A 19832-nucleotide genomic window follows, 5' to 3' on the forward strand; every position below is an offset into this window, starting at 1 on the left:
CTGAAAATCACCCGTCACGCCCCTCTCCGCACCCACCCCCTCCACCGCCCCCTCCCGCAGCGCGTCCCTCTCGCCTGGGTCGGGTGAGGGGGAGGTGGGGGGTTGGGGTGGGTGGGTTGGTGGTGGGGGTTGGTGGGATCTGTCGTGCGGGTGGGAGGGGGTGGGGAGAGACTGGGCGCATGCCGGAGTTGCCTGAGGTGGAGGCGCTGAGCGCCTTTTTGGCTGAGCGGTTGGTCGGGCGGGAGATCGCTCGGGTGGAGCCGGTGGCGATCAGTGCGCTCAAGACGTACGACCCGCCGGTGGGGGCCTTGGAGGGGCGGGCGGTGGGGGCGGTGGGGCGGCGGGGGAAGTTTCTGGACTTCGAGGTGGGTGGGTTGCATCTGGTGGTGCACCTGGCGCGGGCGGGGTGGTTGCGGTGGAGGGACACGCTGCCGGGGGAGCCGGCGAAGCCGGGGCCGCGGAATCCGTTGGCGTTGCGGGTGCGGTTGGTGGGGGAGGGCGGGTTCGATCTGACGGAGGCGGGGACGAAGAAGGGGCTCGCCGTCTATGTGGTGCGGGATCCGGCGGAGGTGCCGGGGGTGGCGAGGTTGGGGCCGGATCCGTTGGATCCGGGCTTCGGGGTGGCGGAGTTCGCTGCTCTGCTGCGGGGGGAGCGGCGGCAGTTGAAGGGGGTGTTGCGGGACCAGAGCGTGGTGGCGGGGGTGGGCAACGCCTATTCGGACGAGGTGCTGCACGTGGCGCGGATGTCGCCGTACAAGTTGGCGTCGAGCTTGACGGAGGAGGAGACGGCGCGGCTTTACGAGGCGCTCGGGGGCACGCTGCGGGAGGCGGTGGAGCGGTCGCGGGGGTTGGCGGCGGGGGAGCTCAAGGCGGAGAAGAAGGTGGGGATGCGGGTGCACGGGCGGACCGGGCTGCCCTGTCCGGTGTGCGGGGACACGGTGCGGGAGGTGTCCTTCGCGGACTCGTCGCTGCAGTACTGCCCGACGTGTCAGACCGGGGGGAAGCCCTTGGCGGACCGGAGGCTGTCGCGGCTGTTGAAGTGAGGCTCACTTCAACAGCCGCATGGTTTCAGCGCTTGATGGCGACGCCGCCCCAGTAGTAGGCGGCCTTCGGGTCTGCCGGGGGTTCGCCGTCGGGGCGCCAGGCGAGGACCGGGGCGAGGCCCGGCTCGACCAGGTCCCAGCCGTCGAAGAAGCGGAGCACGTCGTCGTAGCCGCGGGGGACGAGGGTCATTCCGCCGGCCCGGGCCGCTTCGGCGACCTTGCCGACCGCTTCCGGGGCGAAGTCCGCGGTGGGGGTGGTGAGGGCGAGGCAGCTGCCGGCGGGCAGGGCGTCGCGCAGTGCGGCGACCCGGCCCCAGGGGTCGTCCTCGTCGGCGATCAGCATCAGGACGGCGATCATCAGCAGGCCGACCGGCTGGGTGAGGTCGAGGGTGGAGGTGAGCGCCGGGTCGGAGAACAGTTCCTCGGGCTTGCGCAGGTCGGCGTGGATGTAGGTGGTGCGGCTGGCCGGGCTGGAGACCATCAGGGCGCGGGCGTGGGCGAGCACGATGGGGTCGTTGTCGACGTACACGACGCGGGTGCCCGGGCTGACGGCCTCGGCGATCTCGTGGGTGTTCGGCGAGGTGGGGATGCCGGTGCCGAGGTCGAGGAACTGGCGGATGCCGTGCGCCCGGGCGAGGTGGCGGACCGCGCGGCCCTGGAAGGCGCGGTTGGCCTTGGCCATCTCCTTGACGCTGGGTACGGCCTCCTCGATGGCCTGGCCCATGGCGCGGTCCGGCGGGAAGTTGGTCTTGCCGCCCAGCCAGTAGTCGTAGACGCGTGCGGAGTGCGGAGTGGTGGTGTCGACGCCGAAGCGTTCCCACTGGCTCAGCTCGACGGCGTCCTCGTCCTGCGGGCCCTGCTGGGGGAAGTCCTGACTTCTCGTCATGGCCACGTCCTCTGATGGCAGATCATCACACTGGGGAAGGCACAGCGTAGCGGTCGTGGGGGGAGGCGGGGCGTCCGGCGGGGGGAGTGGTGGCGGCGGGCCGGTGGTGTGGGGGTGGTGTGGGCTGTCGGAGTGGTGATCGGTGCCCGGGGGGAGGGGTGCTGACCAGCGGGGCAAGCATTCAGAATGCTGTCTGATCGTCAGATTACTTCTTCGGTGGCCGCTCGGGTCACCTCGCGCAGGCTGCTGATGGTAGCGGCCGGGATGTCGTTGCTCGGCGGTGCCGCCGCCTGCAGGAGCCCCTGGAGCGGCGGGGGCGTCGCCGCTCCGGAGGGGGTGACGGAGGTGCTGGCGACGGAGACGCCCGGGTCGCCCGGGGCTCCGGCGCCCTCGCTGACGCCCTCTCCGGTGCCGCCGTCCGTTACTCCGTCGGCCTCTGCCGCGCCGAGCGTCCAGCCGGTTCGCAAGGTGCTCAGCGATGCGGAGAGCAAGCCGGTGTACGACCTGGACCCGGCCCAGCGGGTGGTGGCGCTCACCATCGACGACGGGCCGGACCCCCGGTACACGCCGCAGGTGCTGGCCCTGCTCCAGCAGCACGGGATCCGGGCGACCTTCTTCCTGATCGGCGAGAACGCCGTCGAGCACCCGGGTCTGGTGAAGGAGATCGCGGACCGGGGCCACCACATCGCCAACCACACCTGGACCCATCCGGACCTGCGGCACATGTCCGAGGGGGCCGTCCGGGACGAGCTGGAACGGACCAGCGACGTGCTGCACCGGACCACCGGGCGACTGCCCACCTGGTTCCGGGCGCCGGGTGGGGACTTCTCGCCGGTGTCGCTGCGGGTGGCCGCCGAACTGGGGCTGCGGAACATGGCCTGGTCGATCGACCCGAGGGACTGGTCCCGGCCGGGGACGTCGTCGATCATCGACACGGTCCTCAAGGAGGTGCGGCCGGGGTCGATCGTGCTCAACCACGACGGCGGCGGGGACCGCTCGCAGACGGTGGCGGCGTTGAAGGCGTACCTGCCGGTGCTGATCGATTCCGGGTACCTCTTCACGGCGCCGCCGAATTGACATCGGAATGTCCGAGAATCGGATATCGAGAGGGTAGCGGCTTTGCTGTTTAAACCACCCGAAAGGGTGGATTGGAAGAAGCGTTTCTGCGGATTTTCGGCCTCTAGGGTGATCTCGCACCAGTTCACCGGGTACCTCGAGTACCACCTGAAAGGCTCGTATCCATGCGTCTCCGCAATGCCGTGCTCGCCGTCGTCAGCGCTGCCGCTCTCGTCCTCGCCGTTCCGATGTCCGCCAATGCCGCCACCGGGGACTTCCTCTACAAGGTCGGCCCGCTGCCCGGCGTCCCGGCCGGGCTGGCCGACCCGGAGAGCGGCAAGTGCATCAACCTGCTCGGGGCGACCGAGTCGACCCCGGCCTATGCGCCGGACAACTTCACCACCTCGACGGCCACGGTGTTCCTCGACGAGGACTGCGACGGCGACACCTACTACGTGATGCCCCCCGGCAAGAGGCTCGGCAACCGGCTGAAGCTGCGCTCGGTCGTCTTCTCCTGAGCCGGGTGGCCCGGGCCGGACGGTCGGCGTAGCTTCGAACTGTCCGGCCCGGTCGCCGGTGCCTCGTGATGCCCTCGTGGTCTGCCTGCGCCCGTGGTCGGGTGCCGCAGCCTGGGCAGAGCGAAGGAGGGCCCGGTATGACCGGCAACGGTTACGCGCACCCCGAGGCGTTGGTCCGCACTGAGTGGCTGGCCGATCACCTGGACGACGGGACGGTCCGGGTGGTCGAGGTCGACGAGGACAGCAGCGCCTACGAGCGGGACCACATCCCCGGTGCGGTGGGGTGGAACTGGACCACCGACCTGCACAGCCAGGTCGGACGGGACTATGCGGACCGCGAGGCCGTCCAGCAGCTGCTGCGGGCGGCCGGGGTGGAGGACGACACCACCGTGGTGCTGTACGGCGGCAACAACAACTGGTTCGCCGCGTACGCGTTCTGGCTGTTGCGGCTGCGGGGGTTCGGGCCGGTGAAGCTGCTGGACGGCGGGCGGAAGAAGTGGGAGCTGGAGCGCCGGGTGCTCACCCACGAGGTGATGGACTACCAGCACTCGGGCTACCGGCTGACCGGTCCGGAGCGGCCGGAGGTGCGGGCGCTGCGGGACGAGGTGCTGGCCAAGGCGGAGGTGTTCGCCAAGCCCGGCGCGGACGCGGTGCTGGTGGACGTGCGCTCCCCGGCGGAGTTCCGGGGCGAGCTGATCGCGCCGCCCCACCTGCCGCAGGAGCAGGCCCAGGTGCCCGGGCACATCCCGGGCGCGGTCAACGTGCCCTGGTCGCAGGCGGCCAACGACGACGGCTCGTTCCGCTCGGCGGAGGAGCTGCGGGCGCTGTACGGGGACAAGGGGGTCGGTCCGGAGCGGGAGGTGATCGCCTACTGCCGGATCGGCGAGCGGTCGGCGCACACCTGGTTCGCGCTCACCGAGCTGCTGGGGTACCCGCACGTGAAGAACTACGACGGCTCATGGACGGAGTACGGCTCGCTGGTGCGGGCGCCGGTGGTGCTCGGGGCCTGAACGGGTGGGGCGGGTGGGGTGTGTGACGGCGGTGAGGCGCCGTCATTTCGGCGCGTTTCTTTTCATGAACATCTCATAGTTGGGGAGTGGACCGGGGGCTGCCGGGACAAGGATCGATCCGACCCATCGATCCGGTGATCCTGGAGGACCACGTTGCGCAAGAGGCTGATCGTCTCCGCCGCCAGTGCCCTGAGCCTGTTCCTGGCCGTCCCCGCCTCGGCCGCCGACTTCCAACCCGGCGCGGCCGGGATCGGCGACTCCTATTACCCGAGCTACGGCAACGGCGGCTACCGCGTCTCCCACTACGACATCCGGTTGAAGTACCAGCCCGCGACCGACGAGCTGGAGGGCACCACCACCATCCTCGCCACTGCCACCCAGGACCTCTCCCGGTTCAACCTCGACTTCGCGCTGAACGTCTCCGAGGTGCTGGTCAACGGACGGCCGGCGGCCTTCGCCACCAGCGGTGAGCAGGAGCTGGAGATCACCCCGGCCCGGCCGCTGGCCAAGGGCAGCCAGGCCACCGTGGTGGTCCGTTACAAGGGCGTGCCGTCCACCGTGAAGAAGTACGGCTTCACCGCCTGGCACCGCACTCCGGACGGCGCGGTGGCGGCCGACGAGCCCGAGGCCGCGTGGTGGTGGTTCCCGAGCAACGACCACCCCAGCGACAAGGCCACCTACGACGTCTCGGTGCTGGTGCCGGACGGCAACCAGGTGATCAGCAACGGCGTGCTGACCGGCACCAGCTCGAAGGCCGGCTGGACCCGCTACAGCTGGCGCGAGAACAAGCCTCAGGCGACCTACCTGGCCACGCTCGCCGTCGGCAAGTTCGACATCACCACCGACACCACCGCGAGCGGGCTGCCGGTCTACAACGCGTACAGCAAGGACCTCGGCGACAACGCGGACGCCGCCCGGGCCAGCGTCGAGCGCACCGGCGAGCTGGTGGACTGGCTGAGCGGCTACTTCGGCGACTACCCGTTCAGCTCGGTCGGCGGGTACGTGCCCAACGTCCCGACCGGCTACGCCCTGGAGACCCAGACCCGGGTCTTCTACAGCCCCAAGCAGTTCGCCAAGGGCACCAACACCTCGGTGGTCGTGCACGAGCTGGCCCACCAGTGGTACGGCGACAGCGTCTCGGTCTCGCACTGGAGCGACATCTGGCTGAACGAGGGCTTCGCGAGCTACGCCCAGCTGCTCTGGTCCGAGCACGAGAACGAGGGCACCGCGCAGGAGCTGGCCGACTACATCTACGCCTCGCACCCGGCCGACGACCCGTTCTGGAGCGTCAAGCCGGGCGACCCGGGCGCGGACAACCAGTTCTCCAGTGCGGTCTACGACCGGGGCGCGGTGGCCATCCAGGCACTGCGCAACACCGTCGGGGACGAGAAGTTCTTCCGGATCCTCAAGGGCTGGCCCACCGAGCGCAAGTACGGCAACGCGACCATCGCGGAGTTCCAGGCGTACGCGGAGAAGGTGTCGGGGCAGAAGCTCGGGGACCTCTTCAAGACCTGGCTGTTCACCCCGGGCAAGCCGGCCGTCGGACCGGTGGCACCGGGTGCCGCGACCGCCGCACTGGCGCCGGGGGCGCGGGACGAGGTCCGGGCGCTGGTGGAGCCGAAGTCCTGGAAGAAGATCCAGGAGGCCCACTCGGTGCACGACCACTGACACCCGGTGAGGTGAGGTGACGGGCGTGGCCCGGCCGACAGGCCGGGCTACGCCGCTCCGGGGCCGTCCGCCGCGAGCAGTTCGGTGAGGCGGCGGACGGCGAAGGGTATGAGCTCGCGGACCGGGACCAGCCGGCACGGCGCGTTGCCGACCAGCACCTCGCGGATGCCGGCCAGCTCCTCGAACTCCCGCCCCACGACCGGGAAGTGGGTGTCGTTGTCGTTGCCCACGTCCGGTGTCTCGATCCACACCCGCTCGCCCTGGATCGCCATCGGGAAGCGGCGGAGCTTGAGCCGGCGGTTCGGGGCGAAGGTCTCCGCGTAGTGCAGGAAGGTGTTGCGGTTGTGCCCGACGCCGACAAGCAGCACGTACCCGCCGAGGTCGTGCAGGGCGCCGAAGGGCGACTCCCGGCCGACGGCGAAGCCCAGCGAGCGGCGGGCGGTGACCTCGCGGGCGTGGGCGCCGACGGCGGCGACCGAGGCCTGCGGATGGGTGCTGCGCAGGCTCTCCGGCAGGCTGCGCAGGGCCTCGGCGATCGCGCCCATGGGGGAGGGCAGCTCGGGGTGGAACAGCGGGACGGCGGCGCGCAGTTCGGCGATCTCGGGGGTGGGCAGCCCGGCGTGGTCCGGCGCCGGGTCGCAGACGACGGAGCCGGTGAAGGCGGGCGCGGCCACCGTGCCGCCCGGCCCGACGGCCTCACGCAGGCTGGCCACCACGGCCGCCGCGCCGCCCTCGACCGGGCCGAGGCTGGAGAGCGAGGAGTGCACGATGATCGCCATGCCCGGGCGGACGCCGACCCGGTGCCAACCCTCCACGAGGTCGGCGGTGGTGAGCGGGCTGGTGCCCGGTGTGGTCATGGTCCCCCCTGATGGCGGCGGTGCGTAGGGCTGATGGGCGTGCTGGTGCATTCGTACCGGTGTGGTGCGATTGTTCGGGCCCGACCCTAGCGGGTGCCACTGACAATCGGTCAGGAGGGGGGTGGCGTCCGTCAGTCCACGGCGGCGCAGGCCGCCCGGTTCGGGGCGCCGGGCTCGCGGGTCACCGGGCTGCGTGTTCGGCCAGGACCAGGGCCTCCTGCTCGGGGGTGAAGCCGTGCCCCAGCGGCGGTTCGCCGCGTTCGCGGTCCCAGGCGAGCACGTCGGCGGCGGTCACCGCGAGCGGGGTGGCCGGCAGTCCGGCGGCGCGGGCGCGGGACGGGTCGCGCTGCTGGCCGGGCCAGAGCGGTTCGGCCCGGACCAGCGGGAAGAACGGCGGCGGGGCGGTCTCCGGCGGGACGGGCACCAGCTCGATCTCGGTGCCCGCGACCTCGGCGCAGGTGGCGATCAGGCCGCCCAGGGTGGTCGGTTCGGCCGGGCCGACGGCGTGGAAGGCGCCCGGTCGGCCGTCCTGGAGCAGCCGGAGCACCAGCCGGGCCAGGTCGCGTGAGTCGACCACCTGGACGGGCTGCTCGGGGCGCCCGGGCAGGGCGATCCGGCCGCCGCGGGCCGCCCGGCGGGCCCAGTACGTCAGCCCGCGCTGCTCGTCGTGCGGTCCGGCCACCTTGCCGGGGCGCACGATCGTCGCCCGGTCGCCGTAGCGGGCGGTGACGTCCTGCTCGCAGGCGACCTTGAGCCGGCCGTACGTCTCCTCGGACAGCTCCTCGGCCTCGCGCAGCGGTTCGCGGAGCGGGGCGGACTCGTCGGAGTGCGGGGCGAGCCCTTGGCGGCGGTAGACGGCGTGGCTGGAGACGAAGAGGTAGCGGCCCACCCGGTCGCCGAGGGCGGTCATGGCCTGGTCGACCTGGCGGGGGCGGTAGCCGGTGACGTCCACCACGGCGTCCCACTCGCCCGTGCCGAGGGCGGCGTAGTCGCCGGTGTCGCGGTCGCCGCGCAAGTGCTGCGCCTCGGGGAAGAGGGCGGGGTTGGTCCGGCCGCGGTTGAAGAGCGTGACCTCGGCGCCGCTGCGCAGGGCGTCGGCGGCGATCGCGCGGCCGACGAAGGAGGTACCGCCGAGTACGAGGATCCGCATGGGTTCAGGCTAGGGCCTGGGTCAAGTCGATTCGAGCGGCTCCAGGGCGGGGGAGGAGAAGTGGCGCAGCGGCCCCGGCCGGCTCGGGGTGGGCCGGCCGGGGCCGCTGCGGGCCGGGCTCAGGTGGAGGGGGCCTTCGCGGCTTCGGTGAGGATCAACTCCTCGATGCCGTAGAGGAACCGCTCCATCGCGGGGCGCGGGAGGACGGCCGGGTCGGCGGTCATGGCGAGGCTCAGTGCCTCGGGGGACTGCAGGGCGTCCAGGGCGTAGGTCAGGCCCGGGCGGGGCTCGAATTCGACCGGCCAGCTGAGGGTGGTGCCCTCGGCGCCCGGGGCGGGTGCGGCCGGGAGCAGCTCGCGGGTGTCGTTGAAGACGCAGGAGCGGTCGGCGGTCGGTACGCCCTCGGCGGTGAGCTGCGCGACCTCGGCGGCCAGGGCGAGCTTGTCGTAGTAGGCGTGCCGGTAGGTGCCGATCGCGGCGGCGTGGGTGCGGCGGACGACCTCGCCGAACTCGGCGGTGGCGTCGGGGAGGTGGAACAGTCCGTCGCCCGCGACCACACTCACCGCGTTGGTCAGCTCGGGTAGGAAGCGGTTGTTGACGACGACGTTGAGCACGGCCTCGGTGGTGCCGGCCAGACGGGCGGTCATCGTGGCGGTCGCCGCCAGCAGGACGGAGGAGGTGCTCACCCGGTGGGCGGCGGCGACCAGTTCGACCGCGCCGGGGAGGGCGGGGGAACGCAGGACGGCGTTGGGGAAGTCGGCGGGGTGCTCCGTCGCGGGCGGCTCCGGGAACAGTCGGGGCGGGGCGAGGCGGAGCTTGCGGACGAACTGCTTGCGGGCGCTCGCGTCGCGCTTGCGGCCCCGCTCGGAGGCCTGGAACTCGGCCTCCTCCAGGGGCTGTTGGGCGGGTGCACGGAGCCCCGCGAGCTCACTGGCGGAGTGCCCGAGGCTGAGTGCGGTCAGGTCGGCGACCAGGCGGTTCATCCCCGCGCCGTCGACGGCGGTGTGGGAGAGCGCCAGGCTGATGTGCCGGGCCAGGCCGTCGGCCGTCACCACGCCGACCCGCAGGGGCCACTGGGTGGCGGTGTCGAAGGGGCGTCCGGCCAGGTCCCGGTGCAGTCGGTCGCCCGCCTCGGCCGGGTCCTCGCCGTCCGCCAGCGGGTGCACCTCGACAGTCAAGGTGCCTTCCGGGTCGACGACTTGGCGCAGTGCGCCGTCCGGCGCGGGCAGCAGCCGGGTGTGCAGCGAGTCGTGCAGGTGCAGCAGCCGGGCCAGGGCGTCGAGCAGACCGGGCAGCGGCAGGCCCGGGTCCAGCGGGGCCGCGGTGGCGATGGTGTAGCGCGGCACGTCGGCCGGGGGGAGCCGGCGGACGGCGTCCCAGATGGCCCGTTGGCCCCAGGTGGCCGGGCCGGTTCCGGACCGGCCGGACGAGAACGCGATCTCCAGCAGTTGGCGTGTGGTCACCGTGTGGCTCTCCAGGGTGCGGTCGTTCGGTGCGTCGGTGCCGGTGCGTTGGGAGCGCGGGTGCTGCTGGGGAGAGTGTGGCGCACGGCCCGCCGGGCGTCGAGGGGTGGCCGGGCGGGGCCGTCCGCTATGCGGGATCGGGGGTTCCGCAGCTATCTCGACATGAAGTATCTTGATGTCGAGATTGACGGTGGACGCGAAACGAGGACCTGTCATGCGGGGGAACGGACTGTGGTCGCAGCTGCGGCGGCCGCCGGGCGGGCGGGACGCCCGCATCATGCTGCTGGCCCAGGGCGTGGACCGGACCGGCACCGGGGTGTGGGCGGCCGCGTCCGTGCTGTACTTCACCTATGTCTGCGGCATGGACGCCGGGCGGCTCGGACTGCTGCTCGGGGTCGGCGCGGTGGCCGGGATCATCGGGTCGCCGCTGTCCGGACGGGCCGCCGAACGGTTCTCGGTGCGCGGTCTGCTGATCGGCTGCCACCTGCTGCGGGTGGCCACCATGGCGCTGCTGCTGGTGGTCCAGGACTTCACCGCGCTGCTGGTCTCGGTCGCCCTGACCTGCCTGGCCGAACGCGGCGCCAAGACCCTGGAGATGCTCTTCGCCACCCGGGTCGCGGGCGAGCGGCGGGCCACCTACCAGGCGCTGTTCCGCAGTGTGGCCAACGGCGGCTACGCGGTCGGGACGGGCTTCGCGGCGATCGGCCTGGCGGTCGGCACCACCACCGCGTACCGGGCGCTGATCGTGGCCAACGCGCTCTCGTACCTGCTGGCCGCCGCCCTGATCCGGCGCACCGCGGAGCCGGCCGGGCGCGGTCTGGGCGCGGAAGCGGCGGCGGAGGCGGCGGAGGCGAAGGCGGAGGCCGAAGCGGAGGCGTCGGCCGCCGGGGGCGGCGCCGCGCCGAGCCCCTGGCGCGACCGCGGCTACCTGCTGTTCGTGCTGCTGGACCTGCCGATGTGCCTGGACGACTCCGTGCTCAACGTCGGCCTGCCGCTCTGGCTGATCCACCACACCGACGCGCCGCACGCCGTGGTGCCGGCCTTCCTCACCCTCAACACCGTGCTGGTGGTGGTGCTCCAACTGCGCGTCTCCGGCTGGGCGGAGCGGCCGGGCGGGGCGACCAGGGCGGTCGGCTGGTACGGGGTGACGCTGCTCGCGAGCTGCCTGCTGATCGCGCTCTCCACCGGCGGCGGCCCGCTGACCGCCTCGCTCGCCCTGCTGGCCGCGGCCGCGCTGGTCACGCTCGCGGAGCTGATGCGCTCGGTGAGCTCCTGGGAGCTGGCGGTCAGCCTGGCGCCGCCGCGGGCCCGGGCCTCCTACCTGGGGGTGGCGGGGATGTCCCAGTCGGTCCAGAAGTCGGTGGGGCCGATGCTGCTGACCGGTGTGGTGATGGTCGCCGGGCCGGCGGGCTGGCTGGCGCTCGGTGCGGCGTCCACCGGGCTCGCCGCGCTCCAGCGCCGGGCCAGTCTGCGCCGCCTCGCGGCGCTGGCGGTGCCGGAGCGGGTGCCCGCGCCGGTCGGCTGACGCCCCGCGGAGTGTGGCAGCAGCCCGCCCGCCGCGGTCCGGCCGCAGCGGGCGGGTCGTTCAGGGCGGGTCGTTCAGGAGGCCGACACCTTCGAGGGCTCCCGCACCTCCTCGACGGGTGTGCCCGCCCGGACGGTGCTGACCAGGAGGGCGCCGGCGAGGGCCGCGGCGCCGGTGAGGGAGGCGAACACGGTGGAGGAGGTGGCGATCCCGGTGGCGTCGCTCAGGTAGCCGGTCAGGATGGGCAGGATGCCCGCGAAGAGGTAACCGCCCGCGCTGAGCGCCGCGTTGGCCTCGGCGAGCCGGGTCGGGACGACTTCCGTCCCCAGCCGGGAGAAGCCGCCGTACTGGCCCATGCCCTGGCCGACGCCCGCGGTCACCGCGGCGAGGGTGAGCAGGGCGAGGGAGTGGGCGCGGACGGCGGTGGCGGTGCCGAGCATGGCGACGCCGGTGACGACGCCCGCGATGGTGAGGATCCGCCCCAGCGGCAGGTTCCGGATCGCGAACTGGACGCCGGTGGAGGCGCCGAACATCATGAAGCCGATCCCGCCGGTCACCAGCCGGTTGCCGGTGTGCAGCAGGGAGGCGAGCAGGATCGGCCCGAGGGCGAGCAGCAGGGACGTCCCCGTCATGCCGGGGATGTAGACCATCAGGCTGGTGGCCAGGCCGCGGCGGTTGACCCGGGGGACGGACGGCAGGCGCAGCCACCTCGTACCGGGCTCCGCCCGGGAGACCGGTACGGGCGGCAGGTGGACGGCGTACACGACCGCCAGGGCGGTCAGGAGCAGGACCCCCTCCAGGACGAAGACGGTGACGGTGGGGGCCGTCCAGTACTGGGAGACGCTGCCGCCGAGCAGGGGGCCGGCGGCCAGGCCGGTGCCGATGGCCACCGATCCGGCGAGGACCGCCTGCGGGCGCCGCCCGGGGCCCCCGACGTGGGAGACCGCCGCGGTGCCGGCCGAGAGCACCGCGCCGACCGCCACACCGGTGAGCAGCCGCGCGACGATCAGGGTCAGGACGTGGGTGGCCGTCATGAACAGCGCGCAGGAGACCAGTCCGGCGACCAGGGCGGGGGCCAGCACCCGGCGGGTGCCGTACCTGTCCGCCAGGGCGCCGGTGAACGGCAGGGCGAGCAGCAGCCCGCCGATGTACGCGGCGAAGATGACCGTCGTGGTGCCGGTGGAGAACCCGATGCGGTCCTTCCAGAGGGCGAGCAGCGGGGTGGGGATGTTGGACAGCATGAACACGGCGGTGATCGGCCACGCCGCCGCCCACACCGCCCACCCCGGCGCCGGGGGCCGGCCGTTCACAGCTCGCGCAGGATCGGGAGGAGCTCCTGCGCCGTCCGCCGGACCGCGGAGCGGTAGGCGGCCTCCGTCAGTTCGGCGGTGGGCAGGCGCAGGATCAGGTGGCGGGCGCCGTTCTTGACGTACTGGTGGAGCCAGTCGGCGACCTCCTGCGGGGTGCCGCCGAAGATCCCCTGGGTGGTGCGCATGGTGGTGAGCGGAAGGCCGTAGTAGGCGCGGAAGTACGACCAGAGGGTCTCCTCGGCCTGCTCCCGGGTGCGGTCGACCGCGACGGAGAGGTAGACGGAGCCGGTGACCGCCTCGGCGGGGCGGCCCGCCTCCTCGCGCGCTGCGGTGACCTGGTCCCAGCCCGCGCCGTAGTTCTCGGGGGTGGTGGAGGTCGGCATCCAGCCGTCGAAGGCGCGGCCGGCCCGGCGCAGCATCTGGGGGCCGGAGTGGGCGATCCACAGCGGCGGGCCCTGCGGCTGGTGCGGCAGCGGCAGCAGGGCGGCGTCCTGGAGCCGGTAGTGCTTGCCCTGGTAGGAGACGGGCTCGCCGCGGGCGGCCCAGAGCGCCTGGCAGATCTCGACGGTCTCCCGCATCCGCCCGAAGCGGGTGGCGAAGTCCAGCCCGTAGTTGGCGAATTCGCGCTCGGTCGCGGGGGAGGCGAAGCCGGAGCCGATGCCGGCGATCACCCGGCCGCCGGAGATCCGGTCCAGGCAGGCCAGTTCGTGCGCCAGGTGGACGGGGGCACGCAGCGGCATCAGTACGGCGGTGCCCAACTGCACCCGCTCGGTGGCCGAGGAGGCGGCGGCGAGGGCGAGCAGCGGGTTCATCCGGGAGCGGGCGAGCGGGGACTCGCCGGCCCAGATCGAGTCGAAGCCGGACTCCTCGGCCAGGGCGGCGATCGAGGCGAGGTTGCCCGGGTAGGGGCCCTCGTCGATGACGGCCTCGCGGCCGGGCAGGACGATGCCGACCTTGAGGGCGGTCACTGGTCCCACCCCACGGCGGGCACGAGGCCCTCGATCTCGACCAGGAGGTCGTCCCGGCAGACGGCGACGTTGAGGTACTTCACCTCAGTACCCACACCAAATGCCTCTTCACAGACAGCGCGTACCGCCGGAACATCGTCTTCATGTCGTACGTAGGCCTTGATCATCCGTAGGTCCTTGAGTTCGTGTCCCGCGTCGACGCCCTGAGCCGCGAGGTTCCCGCGGGAGATCAGGTGGGCGATGTTGTCCAGGGTCTCCTGGGTCTGGCGCCGCACGTCGCCCCGGTGGACGGTCTCGTGGCCGAGGATGGACGCGGTGCCGGAGACGTAGAGGGTGTCGTCCAGGAGCGTGGCGCGAGCGAAGCTCGGCGACTTGGGACCGTACTGGTCGGGGTAGTGGTAGGCGGAGGTCTGCCGGCTGTTCTCCAGGTGCCGGGGCACGCCTCTTCTGGTCGCCAGCAGGACGAAGGCTATGCCGCGGCCCTGGGTGCCGATCCCGGTGGCGGCGGGGAGTTGGGCGGTGGTGTCGCCCATGTAGGTCTGGAACGCCTGGGCGCGGCCCTGGACGAAGTCCCGGTAGACCTCCATGCCCTCGGCGTTGGCGCCGAGGATGTCGCCGACGAAGTTCCACATCCGGAAGATGTGGCCGTAGTCGAGGTGGTTGACCAGGGCGAAGGCCTTCTCGTACATCTCCCGCACCGGCGGGGTGTAGACCGACTGCTCGGGGAGGAGGCCGGCGACGAAGAGGTGCCGGCCGTCGTGGGCGTAGGCGCTGTCCTCGCGCAGGACCCAGCGCGGCTGTTCGTCGACGGTCCACACCTCGCGGAAGGCGTCGCCGTTGGTGACCGCCATCGGGATGGTCAGGTCGGGGTGGCCGTGCTCGACCCGGCTGAGGCCGGTGGTGGCGCCGTAGGTCACGGTGGCGAGGACGTGGCGCCCCGGCTCCGGGGACGGCGGCTGCGCCGCGGAGGTGAAGTGGGCACGGAGGCTCATGTCAGCAGGTTCCTTCGGTGCGGCAGGCGGCGCCGTGGGGCGACGTCCTGGTGGGCCTGCGCGTCGAGGATCGCCCCGCGCAGGTGCTGGGGCTCGGGACGCCCTCGAAGCGGGTGTCGCCGATGGGTACGGGGCAGGAGCCGGTGTGTCGGGGCCGAGGCGGCCCGGGCTCCTGCGATGGCGCTGAACAGGGGCAGAACGCTTGTAGAACGTTTGCTTGTACGTGCAATCAACTGCGCTCAAGGGACCCCGGGAATAAAAATCGGGGGCGCCAGGATCTTGCATGCGCATGTACTCTTCTGTCAAGCAACACCTCTGCAAGGGAGGCATCTATGGCAACTTCATCGCACGCGCCGCTGCGCAGCTCCGACCAGGCCGCCTGGGGCCGGGTGCTGACGCTCCATTCGTTCGTGGAGCGGGAGCTGGCCCTGGCGCTCCAGCGGCAGCACGGGATCGGACTGTCGGAGTACCGGTCCCTGGAGCACCTGCACCACTCCTCGACCAGCGAGCTGCGGATGCAGGACCTGGCCGACCGGGTCGGCCTGGGGCAGTCGTCGGTGACCCGGCTGGTGGGCCGGCTCGAAACGGCCGGCTTCGCCTTCAAGGACCTGTGTCCTTCGGACAAGCGCGGGGTCTACGCGGTCATCACGGACGAGGGGCGCCAGCGCTACCAGGCGGCGCGGGCGACCTACGCGGAGGTGCTGTCCTCCGCGTTGAACTCCTTCACCGCCGATCCCGAACTGGGCCCCACCGTCCAGGCCCTGCGCGCGACCCAGGCCTGACCCGTCGCCCCCCGGCGCGGCACCGTGGTCCGGTCCCGGGCTCCCCCGGTCCCGGACGGCTGTGGCGCGCCGGCGTGGCGCCCCCGCCCGTCCAGTCCGGCCCCGAACGCACTCCGCGTTCGGGGTCTTTTGCTTGGTCATGCAAGTCTGGTGGTCTGCGTCACACCCACTTCGGCAAGTACATGCTTGACCAAGCATGGACCTCGCCCGGTACGGTCTTCCTCGACACCGCACGAATTCGAACAGCCGATCGGTACTCGTTACCGGCGGCTGAGCCGACCGCGAGGAATCCCGCCGTGCCATCGTCCCGCTTGGCCGAGACCGTCGCCGCCCACGGCGACGAACGGCCCCACCGCATCGCGCTCCACTTCAACGACCAGGCCGTCACCTACGGCCGGTTGAACGACCTGACCCGCAGCCTGCGCAAGCACCTGTCGGCGCTGGACCTCCCGTCCGGCGGCACGGTGTGCGTGCCGGCGCACAAGAACCCGCAGACCGTCGCCCTGCTGCTGGCCGTCGCCCAGGAGGGCCTGGTCGCCCTCGCCCCCTCCCCGGACCTGGGCAGCGCCGCACTGGAACGCCTGGCGCAGCAGGCCAGGGTCTCCCACCGGCTCACCGCGACCGCCGACGGCACGCTCGCCGCGGCGCCGGTACCGGCGGACGAGGCCGAGGCGACGGGGTTCGCGGTGCCGGACCCGGCCCGGACCCGGCTGCTGCTGACCACCTCGGGCTCGACCGGCACCCCCAAGATCGTGCCGATCGAGACCGCCGGGTTCGACGCCTTCGCCGACTGGGCCGTCAGTGAGTTCGCCCTGTCCGCCGAGGACATCGCGCTGTCCTACGCCCCGCTCAACTTCGACCTCGCCCTGCTCGACATCTGGACCTTCCTGCACCTGGGCGCCACCGTCGTCCTGGTGGAGCAGCAGCGGGCCACCGACGCCGCCCACCTGGCGGGGCTGACCGCCCGGCACCGGGTCACCTTCGTCCAGGGCGTGCCGATGGTGTACCGCCTGCTGCTCGACCACGGCGGCACCTTCCCCGCCGTACGCCACGCGATCTTCACCGGTGACCGGATGCCGGCGGACCTGCTCGCCAGGGTCGCCCCCGCGTTCCCCGGGGCCGCCTTCCACAACGTGTTCGGCTGTACGGAGACCAACGACTCGTTCATCCACCGGGTCGACCCCGCGGCGACCGGGCCGATGCCCGTCGGCCGCCCGATCCGGGGCACCGAGGCCGTGGTCGTCGACTCCGACGGCCGGCGCCTCGCCTCGGTGGGCACCGGGGAGCTCCTGGTGTCCACGCCCTTCCAGACCAGCGGCTACCTGCGCCGGGAGCTCAACGAGGCGGTGTTCACCCAGCTGGACGGCCGGGTCTTCTACCGCACCGGCGACATCGTCACCCGCAACACCGAGGGCCTCTACTTCCTGGAGGGGCGCGCGGACTGGCACGTGAAGGTCAGGGGCGTGCGCACCAACCTCCAGGAGGTGGAGAACGTGATCGCGGCCCACCCGGACGTCGCCGAGGCGGTGGTCGTGCCGCTGCCCGACCCCGAGGCCGGTGTCCGCCTGCACGCCCACGTCGCCCAGCGCCCGGGCAGCGCCCTCACCAGCCTGGGCCTGCGCGCCCACCTGGGGCGGGAGTTGCCGCGCCACGCCATCCCGGCCTCGGTGCACCTCACCGCACTTCCGCTGCCCCGTACGTCGACCGGAAAGCCCGACCGGAACCTGATCAAGCAGACCCGCCTGAAGGAGACCACCGCATGAGCAGCACCGCCATAGCCGCCGAGGTCCGCGCCTACGTGGTGGACCAGTTCCTGGCCGGCGAGGACGTATCGGACCTCACCGGCGACTACGACCTGATCGAGTCCGGAGTCATCGACAGCCTGGGCCTGGTGCGCATGCTCGCGCACTTCACCACGGCCTACCGGATCCCCGTCGACGACATCGACTTCGGCCCGGACGACTTCCGCACCCTGGACGCCATCGCCGCCGTGATCGCGGAGCACAGCCCGGCCGTGGCCGCCTGACCCCCCGTACCGCACCGCCCGCTCCACCCGCTCCACCCGCACCGCCGCAAGAGCCGCACATCCGCAGGACCCGCACGTCCGCAAGAGAGCCGCACCGCCGCAAGAGCCGCACATCCGCAAGGCCCGTACATCCCGCAACACCCGTAGTTCCCAACCTATTCCGAAGGAGAACCGAGAGATGTTCACCCGCAGCCTCGATGATGTCGCCCCCGTCGAGTGGGGCAACGGCCTGAGCACCCGCCTGCTGACCAAGCGCGACGGGATGGGCTTCGCCGTCGCGGACACCCTGGTGCGCAAGGGCACTTCCAGCGCCCTGCAGTACCGCAACCACCTGGAGGCGTGCTACTGCATCAGTGGCTCCGGTGAGGTCGTGGAGCACGACGGCACCCGCCACAAGATCGTCCCGGGCACCATCTACGTCCTCGACAAGCACGACCCGCACCACCTGGTGGCCTCGGACGACGAGGACCTCCACCTGGTGTCGATCTTCAACCCGCCGATCAACGGCGACGAGAAGCACACCCTCTCCGAGGACGGCTACTCCCAGTACTGAGCCGCCGATCAGCCGACGCCCCACCGCCGGCCGGTCGAACCGGCCCCGGCCCGGAGCCCCGCACGGCTCCGGGCCGGGACCGGACCCGGCCCGGCCACGTGCCGCCCCGAGCCCGTGGCCGGGCCGGGCCGTGACACCCCGCCACGGCACGACCCCGATCCTCCGCAGCACGACCGACCCCGGAATGGACCCCAGGACCCCCGATGGACGATGACCTCTTCGACCTCACCGCCCCGTGGGCGGAACAACTCAACGCCGACACCCGCGAGTTGGACGCGGCGGGCGAGTTCCCCCACGACAAGTGGAAGGCCCTGCGGGAGACCGGACTCCTGCGGGTGCACTTCGCGCCCGAGTTCGGCGGCGCCGGGCACAGCCTCACCCGGACGATGCGGGCCCTGGAGGGACTGGGCCACACCTCCCGGGACGCGGGCCTCTCCTTCTCCGCCTCGACCCAGATCGTGTCCGTCGGCGTGCCCCTGCAACGGTTCGCGAGCCAGGAGTTGAAGGAGAAGTACCTGCCGCGGATCATGTCCGGTGAGCTGATCACCGCACACGCGATCACCGAGCGCTCCGGCGGCTCGGACGCGATGAACCTGGCCAGCGTCGCCCGCCGCGAAGGGGACCACTACGTGGTCAGCGGCGACAAGATGTTCATCACCAACGCCCCGGTCGCCGACCTGTTCCTGCTCTACGTCCGCACCGGCAAGCCCGGCCCCTTCGGCCTCACCACCCTGCTCGTCGAGGCCGGCACCCCCGGCCTGACCGTGGGCCCCGCGATGGACAAGATCGGCCTGCGCACCAGCCCGATCGGCACGCTCTCCTTCGACGAGCTGCGCGTGCCGGTCTCCCAGCGGGTCGGACAGGAGGGCGCCGGCTTCCGGGTCCTGGACTACGTGATGAAGCGCGAGGTGCTCTTCGGCTTCTCCATCACCCTGGGCGAGATGACCCGGCGGCTGGAGGAGACCATCGCCTTCGCCAAGGAGCGCTGCCAGTTCGGCCGGCCGATCGGCGCCTACCAGGGCGTCTCCCACAAGATCGCGGACATGAAGATCCGGGTGGAGACGGCCCGCAAGTGGCTCGTCGACACCGGCGCCAAGGTCGAGCGGAACGAGGACGCCGCGCTCGACCTCGCGGCCACCAAGACGGTGGTCTCCGAGGCCAACGTGCAGACCGCGCTGGACGCGGTGCAGATCCACGGCGGCCGTGGCGTGCTCACCGAGTACGGCGTCGAGCGCGACCTGCGCAACTCGATCGCCGGAACGATCTACTCCGGTACCTCCGAGATCCAGCGCAACCGCATCGCCATGCTGCTCGGACTCTGACCGACGGGAATCCCGACATGACCGACACACTGGACCACCTCACCCGCTCCACCGAGTTCCTCGACCACGAGAGCGACGCGGTGCAGGCCTTCGTCGACCACGCCGTCCGGGACCGTTCGGCGGACCGGCGCACCAACGCGATCGAGCTGTACTACGCGGTGCGCGACGGCGTCGACTACGAGGTCTACGGCGCCCCGCTCTCCCGGGAAGGCCTGCGCGCCTCCAACACCGCCACCACCAAGTCCGGGTTCTGCCTGCACAAGGCCGCGCTGTACGCGGCCACCGTGCGCGCCCTGGGCATCCCCTCCCGCCTCGTCTACGGCGACGTGCGCAACCACCTGGCCTCGCCCCGCCTGCTGTCCCACATCGGCGGCGACGTGTTCTTCCACTCGCTCGCCCAGGTGTACCTGGACGGCAAGTGGATCAAGGTCACCCCGGTGTTCAACAAGCTGCTCTGCAAGCTGTACGGCATGCGCGCCCTGGAGTTCGACGGCGTCAACGACAGCCTCCACCACCCCCACGACGGCGGCGGCGCGATGGAGTTCCTGACCGACCACGGCAGCTTCGACGACCTCCCGTACGAGTTCGTCATCGAGGCCATGCGCCGCAAGCACCCCAAGTTCCTCGACACCACGGGCACCGGCACCGTCCGCGGCGGCCGCCTCGCCGAAGAGTCCACCCTCACCCGGTAGGAGAAGACCCC

20 protein-coding genes are annotated in these 19832 nt (G+C 72.1%); 12 read left to right on the forward strand and 8 right to left on the reverse strand.

Annotated features, from left to right (window positions below; all coding sequences use genetic code 11):
* The first annotated feature begins 179 nt into the window (after positions 1-179).
* Complete coding sequence (locus tag AB0F71_RS18900; RefSeq protein ID WP_360235270.1) at positions 180-1043, forward strand: DNA-formamidopyrimidine glycosylase family protein; 864 nt, start codon at positions 180-182, stop codon at positions 1041-1043.
* A gap of 25 nt (positions 1044-1068) precedes the next feature.
* Here the strand turns inward: AB0F71_RS18900 and AB0F71_RS18905 are convergent, their stop codons facing one another.
* Both AB0F71_RS18905 and AB0F71_RS18910 read right to left on the reverse strand, forming a co-directional pair.
* A complete protein-coding gene (locus tag AB0F71_RS18905) occupies positions 1069-1929 on the reverse strand; it encodes an SAM-dependent methyltransferase (RefSeq protein ID WP_360235274.1) in 861 nt (286 codons plus the stop codon).
* A 200-nt stretch (positions 1930-2129) separates the two neighbouring features.
* Positions 2130-2396: a hypothetical protein gene (locus AB0F71_RS18910; protein WP_360235277.1), complete on the reverse strand. Its 267-nt coding sequence runs from the start codon at positions 2394-2396 to the stop codon at positions 2130-2132.
* A 1-nt stretch (position 2397) separates the two neighbouring features.
* Here AB0F71_RS18910 and AB0F71_RS18915 point away from each other — a divergent pair, with 1 nt between their 5' ends.
* The 4 genes from AB0F71_RS18915 (at position 2398) to AB0F71_RS18930 (ending at position 6181) form a co-directional block, all read left to right on the forward strand.
* Positions 2398-3006, forward strand: coding sequence for a polysaccharide deacetylase family protein (locus AB0F71_RS18915; RefSeq protein ID WP_360235280.1), 609 nt, complete (start codon positions 2398-2400; stop codon positions 3004-3006).
* A gap of 164 nt (positions 3007-3170) precedes the next feature.
* On the forward strand, positions 3171-3503 hold the full coding sequence (locus tag AB0F71_RS18920; RefSeq protein ID WP_360235283.1) for a hypothetical protein: 333 nt from the start codon (positions 3171-3173) through the stop codon (positions 3501-3503).
* A 137-nt stretch (positions 3504-3640) separates the two neighbouring features.
* The gene (locus AB0F71_RS18925; protein WP_360235286.1) at positions 3641-4513 is read left to right on the forward strand and encodes a sulfurtransferase; all 873 of its coding nucleotides are present in this window, start codon (positions 3641-3643) and stop codon (positions 4511-4513) included.
* 153 nt (positions 4514-4666) lie between these two features.
* Positions 4667-6181 carry a M1 family metallopeptidase gene (locus AB0F71_RS18930; protein ID WP_360235289.1) on the forward strand — a complete coding sequence of 505 codons (1515 nt, stop codon included), beginning with the start codon at positions 4667-4669 and terminating at the stop codon, positions 6179-6181.
* A 47-nt stretch (positions 6182-6228) separates the two neighbouring features.
* Here the strand turns inward: AB0F71_RS18930 and AB0F71_RS18935 are convergent, their stop codons facing one another.
* The 3 genes from AB0F71_RS18935 to AB0F71_RS18945 all read right to left on the reverse strand — a co-directional run bounded on the left by AB0F71_RS18935 (position 6229) and on the right by AB0F71_RS18945 (position 9651).
* The gene (locus tag AB0F71_RS18935) at positions 6229-7038 is read right to left on the reverse strand and encodes an AAC(3) family N-acetyltransferase (RefSeq protein WP_360235292.1); all 810 of its coding nucleotides are present in this window, start codon (positions 7036-7038) and stop codon (positions 6229-6231) included.
* 181 nt (positions 7039-7219) lie between these two features.
* Positions 7220-8188, reverse strand: a complete 969-nt coding sequence (locus AB0F71_RS18940) for an NAD-dependent epimerase/dehydratase family protein (protein WP_360235295.1) — start codon at positions 8186-8188, stop codon at positions 7220-7222.
* A gap of 119 nt (positions 8189-8307) precedes the next feature.
* Entirely contained in the window at positions 8308-9651 is a 1344-nt protein-coding gene (locus AB0F71_RS18945; RefSeq protein WP_360235298.1) for a condensation domain-containing protein, read from the reverse strand.
* 214 nt (positions 9652-9865) lie between these two features.
* Between AB0F71_RS18945 and AB0F71_RS18950 the strand changes: the two genes are divergently transcribed.
* Complete coding sequence (locus AB0F71_RS18950; protein ID WP_360235301.1) at positions 9866-11176, forward strand: MFS transporter; 1311 nt, start codon at positions 9866-9868, stop codon at positions 11174-11176.
* Positions 11177-11250: 74 nt separating this feature from the next.
* Here the strand turns inward: AB0F71_RS18950 and AB0F71_RS18955 are convergent, their stop codons facing one another.
* The 3 genes from AB0F71_RS18955 to AB0F71_RS18965 form a co-directional block, all read right to left on the reverse strand.
* The gene (locus tag AB0F71_RS18955; RefSeq protein ID WP_360235304.1) at positions 11251-12417 is read right to left on the reverse strand and encodes an MFS transporter; all 1167 of its coding nucleotides are present in this window, start codon (positions 12415-12417) and stop codon (positions 11251-11253) included.
* Between the two features lie 65 nt (positions 12418-12482).
* The gene (locus AB0F71_RS18960; RefSeq protein WP_360235308.1) at positions 12483-13454 is read right to left on the reverse strand and encodes an LLM class flavin-dependent oxidoreductase; all 972 of its coding nucleotides are present in this window, start codon (positions 13452-13454) and stop codon (positions 12483-12485) included.
* On the reverse strand, positions 13451-14446 hold the full coding sequence (locus tag AB0F71_RS18965) for an FkbO/Hyg5 family chorismatase (RefSeq protein WP_360235311.1): 996 nt from the start codon (positions 14444-14446) through the stop codon (positions 13451-13453). The genes AB0F71_RS18960 and AB0F71_RS18965 overlap by 4 nt, the downstream gene beginning before the upstream one ends.
* Before the next feature lie 332 nt (positions 14447-14778).
* Between AB0F71_RS18965 and AB0F71_RS18970 the strand changes: the two genes are divergently transcribed.
* From AB0F71_RS18970 to AB0F71_RS18995, 6 genes are all read left to right on the forward strand, one after another.
* Entirely contained in the window at positions 14779-15228 is a 450-nt protein-coding gene (locus tag AB0F71_RS18970) for a MarR family transcriptional regulator (protein WP_360235314.1), read from the forward strand.
* 296 nt (positions 15229-15524) lie between these two features.
* A complete protein-coding gene (locus tag AB0F71_RS18975; RefSeq protein WP_360235317.1) occupies positions 15525-16991 on the forward strand; it encodes an AMP-binding protein in 1467 nt (488 codons plus the stop codon).
* Positions 16988-17254, forward strand: a complete 267-nt coding sequence (locus tag AB0F71_RS18980) for an acyl carrier protein (RefSeq protein WP_360235320.1) — start codon at positions 16988-16990, stop codon at positions 17252-17254. The genes AB0F71_RS18975 and AB0F71_RS18980 overlap by 4 nt, the downstream gene beginning before the upstream one ends.
* 178 nt (positions 17255-17432) lie before the next feature.
* Positions 17433-17807 (forward strand): ectoine synthase, encoded by a 375-nt coding sequence (locus tag AB0F71_RS18985; RefSeq protein WP_360235323.1) that lies wholly within the window; start codon positions 17433-17435, stop codon positions 17805-17807.
* 203 nt (positions 17808-18010) lie between these two features.
* Entirely contained in the window at positions 18011-19129 is a 1119-nt protein-coding gene (locus AB0F71_RS18990) for an acyl-CoA dehydrogenase family protein (protein WP_360235326.1), read from the forward strand.
* 17 nt (positions 19130-19146) lie between these two features.
* Positions 19147-19821, forward strand: a complete 675-nt coding sequence (locus tag AB0F71_RS18995) for a transglutaminase-like domain-containing protein (RefSeq protein ID WP_360235329.1) — start codon at positions 19147-19149, stop codon at positions 19819-19821.
* The last annotated feature ends 11 nt before the right edge of the window (positions 19822-19832 follow it).

It is taken from the genome of Kitasatospora sp. NPDC028055 (genome assembly GCF_040637885.1).
In the GTDB taxonomy this organism is placed as follows: domain Bacteria; phylum Actinomycetota; class Actinomycetes; order Streptomycetales; family Streptomycetaceae; genus Kitasatospora.